The organism is Pseudomonas persica, from assembly GCF_900291015.1.
GTDB lineage: Bacteria > Pseudomonadota > Gammaproteobacteria > Pseudomonadales > Pseudomonadaceae > Aquipseudomonas.
In genome coordinates, this window is sequence record NZ_OLKL01000027.1 from 1 (window position 1) to 20,636 (window position 20,636).

Here is a 20,636-nt window from a genome sequence, read left to right on the forward strand (position 1 = left end):
CGCGGCGGTTGAGGCGGTTCAGAAGGCGTGGCCGGGGCGGCAGCGGTCTCGACCGGCCTGGCTTCGAGCCCGGCGGGCGGCTGCACGGTGGCAGTGGTGACAGGCGGCTGCGCCGGTGGCGTCATCGGGTTGAGGGTGCGCTTGGCTTGCTCTTCCATCTGCAGGATGTGCTCGTTGTGCAGCTGGCGGCGGATTTCGTCGGCGCCGATCTCGCGCTCCACTTCCATCTTGATGCTGTTGAAACTGCGCTTGAGCCGGCCGATCCACAGGCCTGCCGTGCGCGCGACACCGGGCAGGCGCTCGGGGCCGAGCACCAGCAGGGCGAGCAGACCGACGAGCAGAAGCTCGCTGAAACTGATGCCGAACATGGGTCAGTCTTTCCGCGGCTCTTGAGCTGGCTGTGCCTGGCCTTCGATGATGTGACCCTGATGTGTCGCAGTGGTTGGCTGTTGTGTGGCTTGCATTGGCGACACCGGCTGAGCGGACAATGGGGGCTGCTCGGCCGGCTTGCTTTCTTCTTCGCTCATGGCTTTGCGAAAGCCCTTGATCGATTCGCCCAAGTCACCACCGAAGTTCTTCAGTTTCTTGGTGCCGAACACCAGGACCACGACGACCAGCAGGACGATCCAGTGTTTCCAGTCAAAAATACCCATTTTTCATTACTCCCGAATAACGTGAGTTGTTTATGGCCCAGGCTAGCTACGCGGACTTTCTTGACAAAAAAACGCTCACATATCGTGCAGCTTTTGTGTTTGGCCTCCATGGCGTGCATCATTGGCGGCCAGCAACACAGTGCCATCGTGCAGGCTGGTGGCTTAAGGCGTACTGTTTACGTTGACTCTCGGTCCAGCCAATCGTCGCGGAAATAATCAGCCAAATCCAATAATTGCTTTGGTTTCCAGGTACTCTTCAAAGCCGTAGACACCGTACTCACGACCATTACCAGATTGCTTGTACCCCCCGAACGGAGCCATTGGATTCCAAGCGGGGTAATTCAGATGCACTTGTCCCGCGCGGATACGAGATGCAATGGCTCGTGCAAGATCAAGGTCCTGCGCCTGAACATGCGCTCCAAGCCCATATATCGTGTCGTTAGCGATAGCGACCGCTTCATCGATCGTTTCATACGGAATGATACACAGCACCGGGCCAAAAATTTCCTCTTGAGCGATCCGCATGGCGGAGTGGACCTCCGAGAACACAGTCGGACGGGTGTAGAAGCCCTTTTTATAACCCAGCACACGTCCTGGTCCACCACAAACGAGTTTTGCGCCTTCATTCAGGCCAGCCTCGATCATCGACTGCACGCGGTTGAACTGGGCCTCATTGGCAATAGGACCGAGTACCGTATCTTCCGACTGCGGATCACCAACGATGATCGCATTGGCGGTTGCAGCAGCCAGCGATTCAACTTCCGCTAGCCGGTCCTTCGGAACGATCATTCTTGTCGGGGCGCTGCACGATTGTCCGACATTGCGAAACGCAGACATCACTCCCAGCGGAACGGCTTTGGCAAAGTCTGCATCGGGAAGCAGCAGATTCGGTGACTTGCCTCCTAACTCTTGAGTGACGCGCTTCACCGTAGGAGCGGCAGCCTGTGCGACCAGAGCGCCCGCGCGATTTGAACCGGTAATTGAAATCATATCGATATCGGGGTGCGCCGCCATGGCTGTGCCGACTTCGGAGCCACTACCATTAACTAGGTTGAACACGCCTGCTGGAAGGCCTGCGTCGTGCACCAGTTGTGCGAAAAGAAGCGCGCTCAGAGGTGACAGTGCGCTTGGTTTCAAAACCACTGTGCATCCGGCCGCAATAGCGGGCGCGACTTTGGCGGTGATCTGATAAAGCGGCCAATTCCACGGAGTGATGAGGCCGCAGACGCCTATGGGTTCGCGTTCGATCGCTGTGCCGCCTTCAACCGTTTGGAAACGATAGGTAGAGAGCAGATCCCGTGCGACCCGAACGTGTTCGGCCGCCAATGGAACTTGCATGGCCCTTGCGGAACTGATGGCTGATCCCATTTCGAGAGAAATGGCCTGTGCAAGAGCTTCTTTTCTTTCAAGGATTAGATCATAAATTTTTCCTATGACAAGTGCGCGCGATTCTGCCGATGTCGCAGACCAACCCGGAAAAGCTGCACGCGCTGCAGCTACGGCTCGATCGACATCCTTGGCTGATCCGCTCGCGACCTGCGCGGCAACGGTTTCGTTTGCCGGATTCACCACCGGCACACTTGCGGGAACTGCAGGGGATGACCAATTACCATTAATGTAAAACATGTGAAACGTTTCAGGATTAACGCTGTAGGTGTTCGAAGGTTGTATTGTCATCTAACTAGCTCCATTAGAATAGTAATAGGCACTGCGAGCAGCATAGGGTTGCCTGCCTTGCGACACTTGTATGTCGCTGGAGCAAATATCCGAACCTGGCCTGGGAGGTGTACTTCATCAGGGTACCGCCGTGCTGCGCACGGAGATACTGTCTTCTTCAATAAAATACCAAAGCTATCCAACGAAAATTTTCTGTTCTTTAAGGTTGTGGAGGATAATCTGCTGTTTCTGCACAGCTAGCTTTGTGTCAATGCTGTTTCGGTGTGCTGTAAATCTGAATTTTCCAAGCAGACGGCCAGCCCGAACCGTTCATGATATCTATGCGTAAATGCTGCAATTACCATTGGCAGTACAATCAAATTGGAGTAATCGGCAGTGCCTGTGCTGACGAGGTAAGAGTCCTGGCGTAGGAACGATGCGAACGCAGACATCCCTGGCGAAGCGCTATTCATCAAGCTCGTTTGAGCCAATAGCCAAATGCAAAGGGTGCACCGGTTTTATCGCGTTCTTGGGCACCCAATGCTGTCTGCGTTTACTTAACGACGTAGAATTTGCGAACGTAGACAGTGCTCTTCCAGGCACATGGCACGCCTTTTGGCACGAAAACCGTATCGCCGGTGTTGATCGCCAGCTCGCACCCGTCGGCTGCTTGCAGGGTGACACTGCCTTCGATCAAGTGCATCAGCTCATGCACTTTGTGCGGGCGCTCCCGACGGGTGTAGGGCGTTGAGTCCCAGACACCAATATTCAGATTGGCCGATTCTTCGATGAACATATTGTTCGACCGGCATTGCGGCGCAGGGCTGAGTAGAATCTCGGCGTCCAGGCCCCGGGAGGGCGAGAGTGCCGCGAGCGGGTCGAGTCCGGTGAGTCCCGGGCGGTGCTCGCCGACATCCTGGAGATCAGCACAGAATGCCCAACAGGAGTTCGCCTGCGCTTGCACGTGAAGTGGCGAACCGCGGCCAATAACGGCACTGGCACCTGGGCCGAGTTCCAGCTTAGTGCCCAGGCTCTGCAGGATGACCCGTCCAGAATGGACCACGATCATTTCGACATAAGGGTACTCGTCAATGCTGAATTGTCCGCTGGCCTCGACCAGGCCCGCAGCGATTTCTCCGGCATTCGTATAGGCCGTTTTTCGCTGCGCACTGAAAGGGTCTCCCGCGCCCAGGGGGCCAGCGGTGAACGTGGTTGAAACAGGATTGCCGTCGGCGCGTGCCAACAGTACGGTGGTGGGTTGTGACATCAAGGTTCTCCAGGTAGGGGTGGTCAAGGCTAGAGGTGTGGGTGGGTCAGCCGATGGCCTGGCTAACCAGCGCGAACTGCTTAAAGCCACCGACAGCCTGAGGTGGGGTTCCACGGGCCATCTGCGCGACGTTGTCGACCTGTTTCAGGCCCGCAGTTTCGAGCCAATCGGACAGGCCGCAGTCTGCCGGAATATCAACGCGAACGAATTCATCGGGTACCTGCGCCACCAACGCGGCTATCAGGTGTTGGGCTTGTCGAGGGTTCTGCGCGATGATCGGGCCGATGCAGTGGCCGCGGCCGAAGGCGCGTTGGATGGCGAAGGCGCACAGTTGACCATCACGCTCTATGCCGACTGCGTGCTCGATGACATCGAACAGGTCGTTGAGCACGCTCGCACGATCCAGACCGCTGCCGGCGTTGGCCAGTTGGAGTTGACGGGGCCGGTCGGCTACGGTCAATGGCCGGCACCGTTCATTGGCTGGCAGGGCAGGCAGGTTGGCGGGTTGTGCCAGGCCCTGATGCTGTTGGAGCTGACCGAATTCGACAAACCCCTGGCTGCTATAGAGCGGGACCCCGGCCAGTGTGGCGTTGAGGATGGCCGTGCGTGGCTTGGCAGCCTCGAGTGCCAGGTCCATCAGTTTGCGACCAATGCCTTGCCCCTGGTAATCGTCACTGACAATAACCAGGCCAATGGTGGCGTAGGCTCCCTGTGGGCAGGTGAACGCGGTACCGATCAGACGTTCGCCGTCTTCGGCGACGAAGCCCTCGGCGACGCGCTGCAACATCGCCCAATCCTCCAGGCGGTGAGGCCATTTCAACTGGACCGACAATGCGTGGGCCGCCGTTACATCGGCTGGGGTAAAGGGGCGAAAGCGATAAGAGGGTTTTTGCGAGACGGACATGGCAGGTCTCCGTGAATGGCTGATCGGTGCAAAAAAATTCATCGACGTTGAGGTTTGTATCCCACTTGCGCAAAGGCCTGACAAGGGGCAGCAGTCAATTCGGCAGATTCTCCAAGTGACAGTTGCAACGGCCCAATTTTTGACTTGAATGAAGCTCCCTGGCAGCAATAAATACTTGGAGGTTTGTTCTTGTGAGTGGCAACGAAGAGCTCTTTTGCAAGATTAGATAGAACGAAAAAAGGCGCCCGGATGGGCGCCTAAAACCAGGGGAGGGTGCATGAAGTCTTCAGAAGAACTGAGCGCAGACTACCTTCACAGAATGCTCAGCGGGTACTCGATGATCAGACGCACTTCGTCAACGTCGCTTTCATATGAGCTGGAGCGGTGGGTGGCCTGGCGCAGACGCAAGGACAGATCCTTGGCCGAACCTGATTGGACCACGTACTTGGCCTCGATATCGCGTTCCCAGTGCTTCTCGTCGTCCGCACCGGCGCGGAAGTATGCGCCCGAGGGGTCGGCCTTGGTGAAGTCGATCTGGTCACCTTTTACGTAGCGGGTCATCAGGGTGAGGCCAGGTACCCCGAAGCTGGCCATGTCGATGTCGTAGCGGACCTGCATGGACCGCTCATTGGGGCTATTGAAATCCGAATACTGAATCGAGTTCGCCAACCAGATCGAATCCACGCCGATGTAGTCGAAGGTCTCGTCGCCATCAATCTTTTGATAGGCAAGTGTGAGCTTGTGCGGCCCGATGGTGTAGGCTGCCTTGGCCGACCAACTGGTGGTGTCGATCTTGCCGGCGCGTGCCTCGCCCTCGTCGCTGGTCTTGTAGGCGGTCAAACCGAAGTTCAATGATTGCTTGTCTGCCAAAGGAAGGGTGTAGGAGGCGCTGCCGAAATACTGGCGCCAGACCTCTTCGGCTCGGCTGGTATAGGCCATCAGTCGGAGGTTTTCGCTGACCATATAGGAGCCACCAAGGAAGTCGACGCTGTCCGCCTCGACACCTGCGTAGGTGGTGATCAGCTTATCATTGGAGTTAGTGGAGTTTCTCCCGTTGTACGCAGTGAAGTGGCCAGCTTCGAGAAAAAGATCATCGAACTCTTTGCTCGACACTTGGAAACCGGTGGCCACTTCTGGCAACAAGCGGTTGTCACCCATAGCAAATACAGGTGCGGTGGGGCGCTGTTCGCCGAACTTAAGCACAGTGGAGGAAACCCGCACTTTCACTGCCCCGCCGATCTCACCGTATGAGTCCGGCACATTAGCATCGGAGGTTCTATTGTTGCTGATGGGCAGTAGACCATTACCGACCCGGCCCCGACCGCTGTCCAATTTGACCCCGCCGTAAGCGAAGGCATCAATGCCGAAGCCGATGGTGCCTTGAGTGAAACCTGAAGCGAAGTTCAACATGGCGCCCTGTGCCCACTCTTCGCGGTACCCATTGCGTTCGCTGGCCGGCTTGGCGCCGTTACTGCCCTGGCTGTTGCTGCCGCCGTTGCGCAAGTCGCGGTTCATGTAGAAGTTACGGTTGAGCAGGTTCAAGCTGCTGTCCTCGATAAAACCCTTGGCTTCCTCTTGCTGGCTGGCGATAGCCAGTTGCGAGGCCGTGGCGGTGACTGCCAGGGCAAGACAGCTATGTTTCACAACGTTCATGGGTTACTCCATCGAATTTTTATTAGTGTCCGTTGCCCCTACGGCGGACAACGTTTTTGGCAGACCAGTGAACTGCTCCAGGGCAACTGAGTGAGGGGGAGTCCGTTCTATTGCACTGGTAGCGGCTGTATCGCAGCTGCTTCGAGGCCTGACAAGAGGCCGAACGCAATTCGGTAGATTGCATAAAAGATCGCCCAGTTGACCGCATCTATGGCTCAAATCGAGGGCAATGCCGGCAGCAAATTTCGGCTACTTTTTCGGGATGAACGCGTGGCTGGCGAGCCATGGAAGAGTCTTCCAGGTTTTCGGGAAACAATTCAGGGTTGCCCAAGCGTTGTCGAATCGAGTGCGAGGAAAAGCCTGCAAGGGGGGAGGTGGCGGCTTCCCGAAGGAGGGCTTACAACGGACAAAAAAAGCGGGAGCAAAGCTCCCGCCAAATAACGAAGAAACAAGATCAGAACTCGGAAACCTTCCCCCAGACCCCTTTGTTCAGACGGGCAAGTGTGTATTGCGTGTGGTCCACAAAGGGCGTTGTACCTGTCGCCAGTTCAGCAATCAGGCGCCCCGCACCGGGGCCGATGCCGAAGCCATGACCCGAAAAGCCTGCGGCCAGAATGAAGCCAGGCAGGTTTTGCGCTTCATCGATGACGGGTACGCCATCGGGGGTACTGTCGATATACCCGGCCCAGCCGGCCTGAACCGGAACGCTGCCCAGGGCTGGCAGTAGTCGACGCGCGCGGGCCAAGGTATCGCGCAGTATCGATTCCGATGGGCGCGGATCGAGAATGCGCACTCGCTCCATCGGTGTGGGGCGGTCGAGTGCCCACTTGCTGCGCGTTTCGTGGCCGTATTGCCAACCCTGCAGGTCACCCGGTGAGAGCATCTGCCAGCGTTTTGCGAACATTGGCAGAAAATACGGGGAGAAGCGTAGTTGCTGTGGCGTCGGATCCACACAAGCACGTCCGGAAATAGCCAGGGTGTAGCCGCCGTCGCCACGCCGAGTGACGGTCACCTCACTGGTATGCAGCGCATCGGGAATGCCCTTTACACCCGGCATTACCGAGAGGATGGATGAGCGCACCGAGACCTGCGGAAAGCGAATGCCCAGCTGCGCACAGAAAGAGGAAGCCCAGGCACCGCCGGCCATCACCACCTGGCGGGTCTTGATCACGCCTTTTTCTGTGATAACCCCCGATACGCGGCCGGCCTCGGTCTCAACACCGCGGGCGGCGCAAAACTGATGGATCGTTCCGCCATGCTTGATGATGCCCTTGGCGATCAGCGGTGCAGCGCGCGACGGATCGGCGATGCCATCGGATGGTGAGAACACCCCGCCCAGCCAGGGCTTGCCGGTCGCCGCGCCACGTTGGGTGGCTTCGGCACTGCTTAGCATATGGGTGGTGACCCCCTGGGTGATGGCGAAGTCACGCCATTTGGCCCAGCCATCGAGCTCGGCCTGGTTATCCGACAGATAGAACAGCCCGCAACGGCGAAAACCAAGGTCTTCGCCCAGGTCGGCGCTGATTTCCTCCCAGAGCTTGAGGCTCTGGGTCGATAGCGGCAGTTCGCGCGCGTCGCGGTTCTGCTGGCGGCACCAGCCCCAGTTGCGGCTTGACTGCTCGGCGCCGATCCGGCCTTTCTCCAGCAAGGCTACGCTCATGCCGTGACGGGCCATGAAATAGGCGGCGCATACACCGATGATGCCGCCACCAATAACGACGACATCGGCGCTATTCGGCAGCTCCGGACAGGACTGCATGGTGATCAAGGGAGCCGGCATTATGTTCTCCTGGCCAGAAACCTGTTGTTGTTAGGGCTTTGCATCGAACAAAGCTGGCGAGCGACAAGGCTGTGTCGGCGCTCGCCGATGAGCGGATCGGCGCGAATCAGTCGGATAATCAGAACTGAGATTCGGATCTGCTGCCTCGTCGCTCGATTCGGCACGGCAGACAGGGTTCGGCAGTCGGCCATACCGTTGCGCTGATCCTATTTTAGGCATCGCACCCCAAAGGGGCTGTTGTATTGGCAGTGTGCGATCGCAGAATCGGGCGTTTTCCAGGGGGGGGCTGGAAGTTTCTGCTGCAGCGTACGACACAGCGCGTTCTTAAGCCTCTGCACCTCTTTCCCGCCATCCCACAGAGGCCATGGCGTGGCGCGAGGTGGGGCGCAGTAGCGAAGCGTTAGCTTTTGTCGATAGCGAGGAAAGGATGCGGGAATAGCGTATTCGCCCTGCATTCGAAACTTTCTGCCGAGTGCTCACCGGCATACTTACAGAAAGCCGGCATTGCATTGTCGCACTACGTGCGCCGAACAGGGCGAGCAGCACGACATCGATGACGCGTGCACACGCCCGGTCAATTACGGTCGCCTAATCAAAGAACAGTGAGGTCCGCTAGATGAAAACCCTGCTGCTTAACAAAGCGGAAGTCGGCAGATTGATATCCATGGAGGAGGTTATCGGGTCAGTGGAGGAGGCCTACAAGGCCTTCAGCGCCGGGCAGGTGGTACAGCCCGATTACATAGGCATACATCTGCCTGAGCCGCGCGGTGAGATCGACTTCAAGGTCGGTTATTGCAAGACCAATGAAATCATCTCGATGAAGGCCTCTTCCGGCGGCTTTCTCGACAACCCGACCGCGTATGGCGTGCCCAATGGGATGGGCAGCGTGCTGCTGTTCGATGCCAGGAGCTGCGCGCTGATCTGCGTGATGGATGGCAGCCTCCTTACCGGCCTCAGGACCGGCGCCTCGGGCGCCGTCTCGGTCAAGGCGCTGGCGAGAAAGAGCGCCCGGAAAATCACCTGCATCGGTACTGGCAACCAGGCGCGGATGCAGATTCGCGCCATTAGTCTGGTGATGCAGATCGGAGAGATCCATGCCTGGAGCAGAAGCCTGGAGACGCGCGAGCACTTCAAGGTGGACATCGAAGAGGAGTTCGGTATTCCGGTGATCCTGGCCGACTCAAAGAAGGCGGCGGTCGAGCAGGCCGACATCCTCATCACCACCACCCGTGGCAAGGGCTCGCTGGTGGAAGCCAGCTGGGTGAAGCCCGGCACTCATATCATCGCCATCGGCACGGATATGAAAGGCAAGCAGGAGTTCGAGCCCGAGATATTCCGCAACGCCAAGATCGTCACTGACTCGACCTCGCAGTGCATCGAAAAAGGGGAGGTCTGGCATCCGCTGACCGCGAAGATCATCGGCCTGAACGATATCCACGGTGAACTCGGCGAGATTCTGCTGGGCACCAAGCCGGGTAGGGAGAACGATGAGGAAATCACCATCTTCGACTCCACCGGCATGGCCATCCAGGACAACACCACGGCCGAAAAAATCTATCGCAATGCGCTGGAAAGCAACGCCGGAACCTTCTTCGTTTTCCTTTGAAACGTGATTTTTGGCAATAGGGGAGAGTACATCATATGCGCGACCATCCAACCATTCAGGACATTCGAGAAGCCCAGGAGCGCCTGAAACCCCATATCAGACATACGCCGCTGCTGCGCGCGGAGAAGATAGAGAAGGCCGCCGGATGCCAGCTCTATCTGAAGCCTGAAACTCTGCAAATCACCGGAGCGTTCAAGATTCGCGGCGCGCTCAACAAGACGCTCTCGCTGCCCAGGGAAGAGATCGCCAACGGCATCATTGCCACCTCTTCCGGCAATCACGCCCAGGGGCTTGCCTACGCCGCGCGCATGCTAGGGGTGAAAGCCATCCTGGTGCTGCCGGTGACGACCCCGAAGATCAAGATCGCCAATACCGAAGCCCTCGGTGCGGAAGTGATCCTCTTTGACGGCGACAACGCTGCCCGCTGGAAAAGGGTCTACGAAATCGCCGAGGAGAACGGCTATGTGCCTGTCCATGCCTTCGAAGACCCGCTGGTCATGGCGGGCCAGGGCACCATTGGCTGCGAGATCCTCGAAGACCTGGCGGACGTGGATACCGTCATCGTACCCATGGGCGGCGGCGGTTTGATCTCGGGCATTGCCACCGCCATCAAGGAAACCAAGCCTTCGGTTCGGGTGGTCGGGGCCGAACCTGCCTTGACCCCCAAGTACTATCACAGCCGGTTGAACAAAGAGCGCACCTCGCTGCCCTTGCTGAACACCATTGCCGACGGCTTGCGCTTAAGCGTGCCGGGTCGGAATCCCTTCCCGATCATCGAGCGCTACGTCGACGAGATCGTCCTGGTCGAGGACGAGCACATCATCGAAGGCATGCGCGCCCTGGCCAAGGACGCGAAGCTGATTGCCGAACCCGCCGCTGCGATCGGCATCGGCGCCCTATTGGCGGGCGTGGTCAAGGTGCGGCCGGATGAGAAGGTCTGCGTAGTGTTGAGCGGCGGCAACTGGGACCTGCGGGATCTGGCCGAGGTATATGGCACTGCCGACTAAGCGGTTGGTACGCTAAAGATGCGGGCAGAGTGCGCGGCATGTTCGATCAGCTTGGCTGTGGGCCGGAACAGATGATGCACGTCTCGTCGTGCTTCCGTTACGACCTGATGACTGCGTCGGATCTCGGATTCATGGCCGACCGCAGTCACACGCCTGCCTGCGACGGCTAGGCGACGTACGCGGCGCGGGAATGTTCGTCGGTGTGGAGCTTGTCGGGGACCGCACAACGCGAACAATCGGTTGCTAGAGGAGGGTATTAGCATCGAGAAATTTGCCAGTCGGATCGTACTGCGACAACCGCTCGATCAGCGTGGATATCCGCTGAGCTCCATCGCAAACGGAAAGCCAAGTCGGGGCTGATCGGGTGCAATGTCGGCGGTTCTTGCAGCGATTTGGATGCAGGTTCGAGCTTGTCGTCCACCATGGATGGACCTTCAGTAATGGCGCAGCTAAGGTGTCTAGACGCAGCTGCTGCCAGGCCCGAAGAGGGTTTCGGCAGATTCCATAAATAGCGCCTCGACAAGCCGCAGCTACTGCTCAAATGAAGGGAAAGGTCGGCAGCATCTATCGGGCAAAGTTTCCTAGGATGGAGGTCTGGTCACATACGCACCGAGCCGGTGCCAACTCTTCATTCTGGAGTCCTTTATGAACAGCTTCGATCCTAGCATCGTCAAGGTTCGTAGTGCTCACTTCATCGGTGGCAAATACCGCGACGGCCTTCCGCGGCTGGATGTGGCGCGCCCCTCCGATGGCCAGTACTACGCACCGCTGCCGGTCGCCGATGTAGCACTGGTTGATGAGGCAGTGGAGAACGCCTGGCAGGCCTTCTGCCGCAGCGACTGGTCGAGCCGCCCGCCGCGCGAGCGCTGCCGTGTGCTGCGCCGCTGGGCCGATCTGATCGAAGCCGATGCGGCGACGCTGGCACCGTTGGAGGCGGTCGGCTCGACCCGTCCACATAAGGATGTACTGGGTTGGGATATTCCCTACGTAGCCGAAGTGCTGCGCTTCTTTGCCGAGCTCGCGGACAAGCACGGTGGCCAGTTGGCGGCCACCCAGCGCGACCGCCTCGGTATGCAGATCGCCGAACCTTATGGGGTGATCGGTGCAATCGCCCCGTGGAACTTCCCGCTAAGCATGGCCAACTGGAAGGTCGCTCCCGCCCTGGCAGCCGGCAACGCCGTTGTCCTCAAACCGTCTGAACTGACACCATTTTCTGTCCTCCGCTACGCTGAGCTGGCAGTGCAGGCGGGCCTCCCGCCGGGAATCTTCAATGTGGTCCAGGGTGACGGCCTGCTCACTGGAGATGCGTTGTGCCGACACCCTCGAATCAGCAAAGTGACGTTCACGGGTTCCACCACCACTGGATCAAGCATCATGTCGACCTGCGCCAGATTCGGGCCAAAACCAGTTACCCTTGAGCTTGGCGGCAAGAGTCCGCAACTGGTGTTCGCCGATGTTTCGGATCTTCGTAAGACTGCCTTCAGCGTGGCCAAAGGAATTACCGGAAACGCAGGGCAGGTCTGCGTCTCCGGTTCTCGGCTGATTATCGAGCGCTCGATCCTCGAGCCTTTCGTGGAGTACCTGCAGGAGTATTTCCGAGAGCTGCGCCCCGGCCATACCTGGTCGGCACATACGAGCCTGTCGCCGATCATCTCGCGTCAGCAGGCCGAACGCATCGATGAGATCGTTCAGCGTTCGTGCCAGGCCGGCGCCGAAGTGCTCGAGGGGGGCGGGTCAATCGATGGCCTCGGCGGCGCTTATTACCAGCCCACCCTGTTGAGCATTGCCGACGGCCACAACCCGGCGGTGCTCGAAGAGGTGTTCGGTCCGGTGCTGACCATCCAGTCGTTCGAATTCGAGCAGCAGGCGCTACAGCTGGCCGAACACCCCACCTATGGCTTGGCAGCCGGAGTGCACACATCCGACCTCAATCGTGCTTTACGCCTGGTCCGCAGTCTTGAGGTCGGCACTGTGTGGGTCAACCGATACGGGCGCAGCGACGATCATGTCCTGCCGACCGGGGGCTACAAGCGTTCGGGCATCGGCAAGGATTTGGGCAGCGAGGCGTTCGAAGCCAATCAGCGACACAAAAGTGTGCTTATCGACATTGGTTGATTCTGCTGCGTTGAGTATCAAGGGCGCCCCGATAGGCGCCCTTGATATTTGTGCAAGCCTGCGAAAAATGCGTGCCGGGCGCAATTTTGTAATGTGATGCCACTCCGCAGAGTCTGCTGAGATTGCCCTGAATGATTGTCTTTTAGTATCGAGCGGATTGAGCTTTTAGCCTCATCTGCTGAGTGCTCGGTGCTGTAATGACCTTGTGGTGCTGCGACGTTTCGTCGCCTTTATCTACTAACCTTCAGGACTGTCCCTATGAGCCTCATGCGCCCCAAGTACATCACCTTCGACTGCTACGGCACCCTGACCAACTTCCAGATGGGCCCGCTGACCCGCGAGCTGTTCGCCGATCGCGTCAGCCCCGAGCAGATGGACCAGTTCGTCAAGGATTTCACCGCTTATCGCCTGGACCAGGTGATGGGTGACTGGCGGCCTTATGATGAAATTCTTGATACCGCCATGTCGCGCCTGTGCAAGCGCTGGGGTATCGAATACCGCGGCGAAGGACAGCTCTACTACAACGCCGTACCGACCTGGGGGCCGCATCCCGACGTGACGGCCGGCCTGGCGAAAATCGCTGACAAGATCCCGCTGGTGATCTTCTCGAACGCGATGGACGAACAGATCATGTCCAACGTCGACAAGCTGGGCGTGCCTTTCCACAAGGTCTTCACCGCCCAACAGGCCCAGGCCTACAAGCCGCGCCTGCAAGCCTTCGAATTCATGCTCGACAACCTTGGCTGCGGTCCAGAGGACGTGCTGCACGTATCCTCCAGCTTCCGCTACGACCTGATGCCGGCCGAGGACATGAAGATCAAGAACAAAGCGTTCGTCGCCCGTGGCCACGAACAGCCGGGTAACGCTTGCTACAACTACCGCCAGATTACTGATATCGGTGGGCTGGCCGGGCTCGTCGGCCTTTAATCCGCCGGCGTCGCACCGCTTCCGCTAGAGGCGGTGCGACGCCGTCCGCTATCCCCCGGCATGTGGCAACTCTGCCTTGACGAATTTTCCGAACATACGTCCACAAGGTGATCCCATGAGTGATAACGAAATAAAGGATGGTAGGCCGCTACGCAGCGCGCGCTGGTTTCGCAAGGATGACTTGCCTGGCTTCGTGCACCGTTCGACCTTGTCGACCGCTGGCTGGAGCCGCGAAGATCTGATGGAGCGCCCGGTCGTAGGCATTCTCAACACCTGGTCCGATATCAACCCGTGCAATCTCAATCTGCGCGCGCTTGCCGAAGAGGTGAAAGTAGGGATTCACGAGGCAGGTGGTATCCCGTTGGAGGTGCCGTTGATGTCGATCAGCGAGAACATCATCAAACCAACCTCCTTCCCGTTTCGAAACCTGCTAGCTATGGAGGCCGAGGAGACCATTCGCGGCTATCCCTTCGATGCAGTAGTGCTCCTTGGTGGGTGTGACAAGACGCAGCCGGCGCTACTGATGGGGGCCGCCAGTGCAGGCGTGCCGTTCATATTCCTTGCCAGCGGCCCCGCGACTCCTCGCTCGGCGACTGGCGGCAATTTGGCAAACGCCACCGGCGTCTGGCGTCTAGTTGATCAACTGCGCGCAGGGGAACTTTCCGAAGGCGATTTCGCAGCATTCGAACGAAACGTGATGGGGACAGCCGGCCACTGCGCAGAAATGGGTACCGCTTCTTCGATGGCGGTCATTTGCGAGGCCCTGGGTGTGTCGTTGCCCGGCAGTAGCTTGGTCCCGGCGGTCGACCGACGTCGTCATCAGATCGCCCGCGAGGTTGGACGCCGTAGCGTCCGAATGGCCGCCGAAGGAAGCCCCCGTCCGAATGAGATTCTCGATGCGCGTGCCTTTGACAATGCGATAACCCTGCTGTGCGCAGTGGGCGGGTCGACCAACGTTATCATTCACCTTTTGGCGCTCGCCGGCCGCATCGGCGTACCGCTGACGTTGGAGCGTTTCGACGAGATAGCCAGACGCGTACCTCTGATTGCCAACGTCCAACCTGCCGGCGAGCACCTGACAGAGCGACTCATGGCCGCCGGTGGCGTACCGGCTCTGCTCAAGAGACTCGAACCGTTAATGCACCTGGATGCGCGAACTGTCGACGGCCGTACGGTCGGCGAGATTCTCGAGGCGGCGGAGGTCTTCGATAGCGATGTGATCCGTCCGCTAGACAATCCGGTCAAGCCTGGCGAGACGATGGTAGTGGTTAGAGGCAATCTGGCGCCAGATGGTGCAGTAATGAAAACCTGCGCGGCAGACCCTAAGCTGTTCAAGCATCGAGGCCCTGCGGTCGTGTTCGAAGATGTGCAGGCCATTGCCGACCAGATCGATAACCCTGAACTCGGCATCGACGAGAACAGCGTGCTCATTCTTCGTAATGCCGGGCCCGTGGGCGCGGCGATGCCGGAGTGGGGCATGCTACCTCTGCCGCGCCATCTGATGGAACGCGGTGTGCGCGACATGTTGCGTATCTCGGATGCACGGATGAGTGGGACCGCCTATGGTGCAGCCGTACTGCATGTCTCTCCCGAGGCTGCGATCGGCGGTCCGCTGGCGCTGGTGCAAGACGGCGACATCATTGAACTGGACGTCGCTGAGCGGCGATTGGAGCTCTGTGTCGAGCCGGAAGAGCTCGAACGTCGACGCCAGGCATGGCAACCGCCCCTGTCTCGGCATGTGCGTGGCTATCGCAGTCTGTACAACCAACACATCGAACAGGCTCATCAGGGGTGCGATTTCGATTTTCTCCGTGGCGCGAACGAGCAAACACTTCCTGAAGGGCTCTTCGATGGCTGGGTAGGAGGCTGGTAGAACTAGCTATGAGCATTCTCTATCGATCTGATGCGCCTCGTGCTGCAGCTTGGGCGCACTATTTTCGCAAGTTCGCACCTGACCTCGATTTTCGCGTCTGGCCCGATGCTGGCGACCTTGACGACGTCGAATACCTTATTGCTTGGCAGGCACCAGCGGAGTTTATTGCCAAACTGCCTCGGCTGAAGGTGTTTTTCTCTTCGGGAGCCGGTGTAGACCATGTCGATTTTTCCGCGTTGCCCGAGCATGTGCCCATTGTCAGGATGGTCGAGCCAGGGATTATCGATGGTATGGTCGAGTATGTCAGCCTGGGAGTGTTGGCGCTGCATCGCGACTTCTTCGATTACCAGGCAGCGAAGGCTGCACGTGTCTGGAATCCGCTGGAGGTACCGCCTGCCTCCAGCCGCACAATTGGTGTGATGGGCATGGGCGCGTTGGGACGGGCTGTGCTGGAGCGGTTGGCGAGTTACGGCTTCGACCTGCGTGGCTGGAACCGTTCGTTGCGAGTAATGGATGGCGTGGAGAGTTTCGCCGGCCCAGATCAGTTGCAACCCTTTCTTGCCGGGTGCGATGTGCTGATCTGCCTGTTGCCGCTCACACCAGCCACCAAGGGCATTCTCAATCGCGAACTGTTTTCATTGCTACCTGTTGGTGCAGCGCTGATCAATGTTGGGCGCGGTCCGCACCTGGTCGATGCGGACCTGCTCGAGGCATTGGATGCGGGGCAGCTATCGCGCGCTATTCTTGACGTGACTGAGCCTGAGCCTTTGCCTGCAGAACATCCTTTCTGGGCTCATCCTCGAGTATTTCTGACACCCCATGTGGCGAGCATGACTCAGCCCGAATCGGCCGCGCCGATCCTGCTGGAGAACGTTCGTCGACATCAACGGGGTGAGCCGCTCAAGGACGTCATCGACCGCTCACGCGGCTATTAAAGCGAGCGGCCCTTGCAACAGCGCTGAGCGAGCCTTTTCCAGAGTTGGAGAAGGTTCACCCTTGTAAACCTGGACAGGGATGGAGTTGGGTGGATCGAGACATGGATAAAGATCAGCGTGGAGATTGCGGTAGACGGCGAGCCAAATAGAGTCATCATTAAAACGGGCGTTTCCTTTGGACGCCCGTTTGCCGTTTATAACTGGCGCATTTTCTGCGGAAGAATCGTCTGAAACGGACTTTGATAGAGGCTTCCTGCGTTCCGTGAGGATGCATGGAGCCTGCAAACGCCCTGGTTTGGAGCGTCCCGCAAAGTCTGCTGGGGGGGGGGATTAAAACAGTGATTTATGTTGAGTGACTCGCGCTTTTAACGCCATATGCTTGTTTCATGGTGCTGTAATGAAGTTGTGGTGCTGCGACGTTTCGTCGCTTTTATCTACTAACCTTCAGGACTGTCCCTATGAGCCTCATGCGCCCCAAGTACATCACCTTCGACTGCTACGGCACCCTGACCAACTTCCAGATGGGCCCGCTGACCCGCGAGCTGTTCGCCGATCGCGTCAGCCCCGAGCAGATGGACCAGTTCGTCAAGGATTTCACTGCTTATCGCCTGGACCAGGTGATGGGTGACTGGCGGCCTTATGATGAAATTCTTGATACCGCCATGTCGCGCCTGTGCAAGCGCTGGGGTATCGAATACCGCGGCGAAGGACAGCTCTACTACAACGCCGTACCGACCTGGGGGCCGCATCCCGACGTGACGGCCGGCCTGGCGAAAATCGCTGACAAGATCCCGCTGGTGATCTTCTCGAACGCGATGGACGAACAGATCATGTCCAACGTCGACAAGCTGGGCGTGCCTTTCCACAAGGTCTTCACCGCCCAACAGGCCCAGGCCTACAAGCCGCGCCTGCAAGCCTTCGAATTCATGCTCGACAACCTTGGCTGCGGTCCAGAGGACGTGCTGCACGTATCCTCCAGCTTCCGCTACGACCTGATGCCGGCCGAGGACATGAAGATCAAGAACAAAGCGTTCGTCGCCCGTGGCCACGAACAGCCGGGTAACGCTTGCTACAACTACCGCCAGATCACTGATATCGGTGGGCTGGCCGGGCTCGTCGGCCTCTAATCTTTAACGGTCGGTCTTCAAGGCGCAAGAGGTTGCACATGCACAGCGAATCATACTGGCTCGATACCGCTCCGGTGTTCACCGGCGCTCAGACCGGCGCGCTGCCGGCGCGGGTCGATGTTGTAGTGGTCGGAGGCGGTTTCACCGGCCTGTCGGCAGCCCGGGCGCTGGCTCTGAAGGGGGCGAGTGTGGCGGTGCTGGAGGCCGGTCGTGTGGTCGGCGAGGCCTCTGGGCGTAACGGTGGGCATTGCAATACCGGGGTTGCGCAGGATTACGGCAGCCTCGTCGCGAGTCTCGGCGCTGAACGGGCCCGTGCCTATTACCGTGCTTATGAAAGCGCGGTAGGAAGCGTGGTCACGCTGGTGGAGGAGGAGGGAATCGCTTGCGATCTGCGCCGCAGTGGCAAGCTCAAGCTCGCCGCCAAGCCCCATCATTACGAGGGGCTGGCGCGAACCTGCGAGCTGATCCGTCGGGAGGTCGACGCCGAGGTCGAGCTGCTTTCCGCCGAACAGGCCCGCGCCGAAGTCGACTCAGCCGAGTTCCATGGAGCTTTGTTGCAGCGCAACGGTGTGCAGATGCATGTCGGGCGTTTCGGTGTTGGCCTGGCTGAAGTGGCGGCTCGGCATGGTGCGCTGATCTACCAACAGACCACCGTGCAGGGCTGGAAGGCCGAGGCAGGTGGGTATCGGGTCAGTACCAGTCGTGGAAACCTGCATGCTCGCCAGGTGCTGATGGCGACCGGCGCAAGTCAGCATGGTGGTCTGGGATGGTACCGGCGCCGAATCGTACCGGTAGGCAGTTTTATCGTGGCCACCGAGGTGCTGCCCGAGAAACTGATCAACAGCCTGTTACCGCAACAGCGTTCGTATGTCACCAGTCGCATGATCGGCAACTACTTCCGCGTAACACCCGATAACCGATTGCTGTTCGGGGGGCGGGCGCGATTCGCCATGTCTGGCGGAAACTCCGACGTGAAGAGCGGCAAGATCTTGCAGGCAGCGCTGGTGCAGATGTTCCCGCAATTGGCCAAGGTGAAAATCGATTACTGCTGGGGTGGGTTGGTGGACATGACCTCCGACCGCCTGCCGCGCGCTGGTCAGCATGGCGGCGTCTACCACTCCATGGGCTACAGCGGTCACGGGGTGCAGATGTCGGTGCACATGGGCCAGGTCATGGCCGAGGTCATGGACGGTAAGGCCGAGGCCAATCCCTGGTGGGAGCTGGATTGGCCGGCGATTCCTGGTCATTTCGGCAAGCCTTGGTTCTTGCCAGCAGTGGGGCTGTATTACCGGTTACAGGACTACTTGCATTGAAGCTGTTTGATCTTCGCGGGCGCTGGCGTACGCGGAAATCGTTGTTCGAATCAATGAGTTTGTTGCTTCACCGTCGTTTGCGTTACCAGGCCGCTCAAGCTTGCCCGTGAGCATTTGAGCCCAATCATTATCGACAGGTAGAACCGATATGACTGACAACAAGAATAAATCTGAAACTTCCCTGATCACCGGCGAAGAAAGCTTGCGTGTTTTTGAGGGGCTTAATCGGGGTATGTCACGCCGTGATGCGTTGCGTATGCTGGGTATGGCCGGCGTGGCCGTCGCAGGGGCAAGCAGCCTGTTCGGTCCGGCCGGCAAGTTGTTTGCCGCAGAGGCTGGCGCGACAGTCGGCGCGGCGGGCAAAGGCAAGCGCGGCGGCCGCATCAAGGTCGCCAGTGCGACCAGCTCGACCGCCGACACGCTAGATCCGGCCAAGGGCTCGAACTACACCGATTACTGCCGTCACAACATGTTCTATAATGGCCTCACAACACTAGATGAGGCACTCGTGCCGCGCATGGCGCTGGCCGAGTCTTTCGATACCAGTGACGCGACTTCTTGGACGATCAAGCTCCGCAAGGATGTCGTGTTTCACGATGGCAAGCCTTTCACCTCGGCTGATGTCATTTATTCGCTGAATCGCCACAAGGTCCCGCAGGTCGGCTCAAAGGCGCTCACCACTGCACAGCAGTTCGATGAGGTGAAAGCCACCGGGCCGCATGAAGTGCAGATCCGCCTGACCAGCCCGAACGCCGATTTGCCCGCCATTCTGGGTACTACGCACTTTCTCATCGTGCGTGACGGCACCACCGATTTCGCCAAAGCCAATGGGACCGGGCCGTTCAAGTGTACGGAGTTCCAGCCGGGCGTGCGCTCGATCGGCGTACGCAATGACAGCTACTGGAAACCAGGCCTGCCTTACTTGGATGAAGTCGAGTTCTTCTCGATTCCGGACGAGGCCGCTCGCATCAGTGCTTTGCTTGCCGGTGATGTGGACCTCATCAACCCGGTCAACCCTCGTTCTACTTCGCGCATCCTGGAGAGCAGCAAGGTAGGGTTGATGGAGTCCCGCACCGGTGGCTATACCAATCTGGTAATGCGCGATGAACTGGGCCCGAACCAGAATCCAGACTTCGTGCTGGCGATGAAATATCTGCTTGACCGTAAACAAATCAACCGAGCCGCCTTCCGTGGTTACGGCGCCATCGCCAACGATCAGCCGATCGCGGCGAACAACCGCTACTTCTTCGCTGATCTGCCACAGCGCCAGTTCGATCCGGAGAAGGCCAAATTCCACCTGCAAAAGTCCGGCATGAGTGGACGCACCTTGCCGCTTGTGGCTTCCGAGGCAGCCACCGGTTCGTTGGACATCGCCCAGTTAATGCAGCTGTCGGCTCAGCAGATCGGGCTCAAGTTCGACATCAAACGGGTGCCGGCGGATGGCTACTGGTCTAATCACTGGATGAAGCACCCACTGGGTTTCGGCAACATTGGTGCACGTCCAACCGCTGATTTGATGTTCAGCCTGTTCTTCCAGTCCAGCGCAGGGATGAACGAATCGGGATGGAAAAACGAGCAGTTCGACCAGTTGCTCGTGGCCGCGCGCGGCGAGACCGACGATGCCAAACGCAAGCAGATGTACGCCGACATGCAGGTGTTGGTGCATGAAAAATGCGGTATTGGCATCCCGCAATTCACCAGCAGCCTCGATGGGCACAATGCCAAGTTGAAAGGTCTGGTTCCCCATCCACTCGGTGGTTTGATGGGGTACATGTTTGCAGAGCACGTTTGGCTGGATGCCTGAGCGAATAACGCAACGA

General features: G+C 58.7%; 16 protein-coding genes. 9 read left to right on the forward strand and 7 right to left on the reverse strand.

All coding sequences use genetic code 11. The annotated features are described in order from the left end of the window. The 7 genes from tatB to FQ664_RS13050 form a co-directional block, all read right to left on the reverse strand. A partial coding sequence (tatB, locus tag FQ664_RS13020; RefSeq protein ID WP_144172273.1) for a Sec-independent protein translocase protein TatB occupies positions 1 to 368 on the reverse strand: 368 nt, incomplete at its 3' end. Positions 369 to 371: 3 nt separating this feature from the next. Then, positions 372 to 653, reverse strand: coding sequence for a twin-arginine translocase TatA/TatE family subunit (locus FQ664_RS13025; protein WP_144172274.1), 282 nt, complete (start codon positions 651 to 653; stop codon positions 372 to 374). A gap of 216 nt (positions 654 to 869) precedes the next feature. Continuing rightward, positions 870 to 2,330: an aldehyde dehydrogenase family protein gene (locus tag FQ664_RS13030; RefSeq protein ID WP_144172275.1), complete on the reverse strand. Its 1,461-nt coding sequence runs from the start codon at positions 2,328 to 2,330 to the stop codon at positions 870 to 872. 532 nt (positions 2,331 to 2,862) lie between these two features. Then, positions 2,863 to 3,576, reverse strand: a complete 714-nt coding sequence (locus tag FQ664_RS13035) for a cupin domain-containing protein (protein ID WP_144172276.1) — start codon at positions 3,574 to 3,576, stop codon at positions 2,863 to 2,865. Between the two features lie 46 nt (positions 3,577 to 3,622). Beyond that, the gene (locus FQ664_RS13040) at positions 3,623 to 4,480 is read right to left on the reverse strand and encodes a GNAT family N-acetyltransferase (RefSeq protein ID WP_144172277.1); all 858 of its coding nucleotides are present in this window, start codon (positions 4,478 to 4,480) and stop codon (positions 3,623 to 3,625) included. 312 nt (positions 4,481 to 4,792) lie between these two features. After that, complete coding sequence (locus FQ664_RS13045; protein WP_144172278.1) at positions 4,793 to 6,133, reverse strand: OprD family porin; 1,341 nt, start codon at positions 6,131 to 6,133, stop codon at positions 4,793 to 4,795. A 454-nt stretch (positions 6,134 to 6,587) separates the two neighbouring features. Continuing rightward, positions 6,588 to 7,913 (reverse strand): NAD(P)/FAD-dependent oxidoreductase, encoded by a 1,326-nt coding sequence (locus FQ664_RS13050; RefSeq protein ID WP_144172279.1) that lies wholly within the window; start codon positions 7,911 to 7,913, stop codon positions 6,588 to 6,590. Positions 7,914 to 8,529: 616 nt separating this feature from the next. On the opposite strand from FQ664_RS13050, the gene FQ664_RS13055 reads away from it, so the two are divergent. From FQ664_RS13055 to FQ664_RS13105, 9 genes are all read left to right on the forward strand, one after another. Next, on the forward strand, positions 8,530 to 9,519 hold the full coding sequence (locus FQ664_RS13055; RefSeq protein ID WP_144172280.1) for an ornithine cyclodeaminase family protein: 990 nt from the start codon (positions 8,530 to 8,532) through the stop codon (positions 9,517 to 9,519). Between the two features lie 35 nt (positions 9,520 to 9,554). Next, on the forward strand, positions 9,555 to 10,526 hold the full coding sequence (locus tag FQ664_RS13060) for a threonine/serine dehydratase family protein (RefSeq protein WP_144172281.1): 972 nt from the start codon (positions 9,555 to 9,557) through the stop codon (positions 10,524 to 10,526). Positions 10,527 to 11,171: 645 nt separating this feature from the next. After that, positions 11,172 to 12,641 carry an aldehyde dehydrogenase family protein gene (locus FQ664_RS13075; RefSeq protein WP_144172283.1) on the forward strand — a complete coding sequence of 490 codons (1,470 nt, stop codon included), beginning with the start codon at positions 11,172 to 11,174 and terminating at the stop codon, positions 12,639 to 12,641. A gap of 258 nt (positions 12,642 to 12,899) precedes the next feature. Then, positions 12,900 to 13,568 (forward strand): haloacid dehalogenase type II, encoded by a 669-nt coding sequence (locus FQ664_RS13080; protein ID WP_144172284.1) that lies wholly within the window; start codon positions 12,900 to 12,902, stop codon positions 13,566 to 13,568. A 115-nt stretch (positions 13,569 to 13,683) separates the two neighbouring features. Continuing rightward, a complete protein-coding gene (locus tag FQ664_RS13085; protein WP_144172285.1) occupies positions 13,684 to 15,441 on the forward strand; it encodes a dihydroxy-acid dehydratase in 1,758 nt (585 codons plus the stop codon). A gap of 8 nt (positions 15,442 to 15,449) precedes the next feature. Next, a complete protein-coding gene (locus FQ664_RS13090) occupies positions 15,450 to 16,376 on the forward strand; it encodes a 2-hydroxyacid dehydrogenase (RefSeq protein WP_144172286.1) in 927 nt (308 codons plus the stop codon). A gap of 458 nt (positions 16,377 to 16,834) precedes the next feature. After that, positions 16,835 to 17,503 (forward strand): haloacid dehalogenase type II, encoded by a 669-nt coding sequence (locus tag FQ664_RS13095; protein WP_144172284.1) that lies wholly within the window; start codon positions 16,835 to 16,837, stop codon positions 17,501 to 17,503. A 38-nt stretch (positions 17,504 to 17,541) separates the two neighbouring features. Next, positions 17,542 to 18,816: an NAD(P)/FAD-dependent oxidoreductase gene (locus tag FQ664_RS13100; RefSeq protein ID WP_144172288.1), complete on the forward strand. Its 1,275-nt coding sequence runs from the start codon at positions 17,542 to 17,544 to the stop codon at positions 18,814 to 18,816. 148 nt (positions 18,817 to 18,964) lie between these two features. Further along, on the forward strand, positions 18,965 to 20,620 hold the full coding sequence (locus FQ664_RS13105; RefSeq protein WP_144172290.1) for an ABC transporter substrate-binding protein: 1,656 nt from the start codon (positions 18,965 to 18,967) through the stop codon (positions 20,618 to 20,620). The last annotated feature ends 16 nt before the right edge of the window (positions 20,621 to 20,636 follow it).

Coding starts and splice junctions, on each gene's coding strand:
- FQ664_RS13025 (WP_144172274.1), bottom strand. CDS start 653: ATGGGTATTTTTGACTGGAAACACTGGATCGTCCTGCTGGTCGTCGTG.
- FQ664_RS13030 (WP_144172275.1), bottom strand. CDS start 2,330: ATGACAATACAACCTTCGAACACCTACAGCGTTAATCCTGAAACGTTT.
- FQ664_RS13035 (WP_144172276.1), bottom strand. CDS start 3,576: ATGTCACAACCCACCACCGTACTGTTGGCACGCGCCGACGGCAATCCT.
- FQ664_RS13040 (WP_144172277.1), bottom strand. CDS start 4,480: ATGTCCGTCTCGCAAAAACCCTCTTATCGCTTTCGCCCCTTTACCCCA.
- FQ664_RS13045 (WP_144172278.1), bottom strand. CDS start 6,133: ATGAACGTTGTGAAACATAGCTGTCTTGCCCTGGCAGTCACCGCCACG.
- FQ664_RS13050 (WP_144172279.1), bottom strand. CDS start 7,913: ATGCCGGCTCCCTTGATCACCATGCAGTCCTGTCCGGAGCTGCCGAAT.
- FQ664_RS13055 (WP_144172280.1), top strand. CDS start 8,530: ATGAAAACCCTGCTGCTTAACAAAGCGGAAGTCGGCAGATTGATATCC.
- FQ664_RS13060 (WP_144172281.1), top strand. CDS start 9,555: ATGCGCGACCATCCAACCATTCAGGACATTCGAGAAGCCCAGGAGCGC.
- FQ664_RS13075 (WP_144172283.1), top strand. CDS start 11,172: ATGAACAGCTTCGATCCTAGCATCGTCAAGGTTCGTAGTGCTCACTTC.
- FQ664_RS13080 (WP_144172284.1), top strand. CDS start 12,900: ATGAGCCTCATGCGCCCCAAGTACATCACCTTCGACTGCTACGGCACC.
- FQ664_RS13085 (WP_144172285.1), top strand. CDS start 13,684: ATGAGTGATAACGAAATAAAGGATGGTAGGCCGCTACGCAGCGCGCGC.
- FQ664_RS13090 (WP_144172286.1), top strand. CDS start 15,450: ATGAGCATTCTCTATCGATCTGATGCGCCTCGTGCTGCAGCTTGGGCG.
- FQ664_RS13095 (WP_144172284.1), top strand. CDS start 16,835: ATGAGCCTCATGCGCCCCAAGTACATCACCTTCGACTGCTACGGCACC.
- FQ664_RS13100 (WP_144172288.1), top strand. CDS start 17,542: ATGCACAGCGAATCATACTGGCTCGATACCGCTCCGGTGTTCACCGGC.
- FQ664_RS13105 (WP_144172290.1), top strand. CDS start 18,965: ATGACTGACAACAAGAATAAATCTGAAACTTCCCTGATCACCGGCGAA.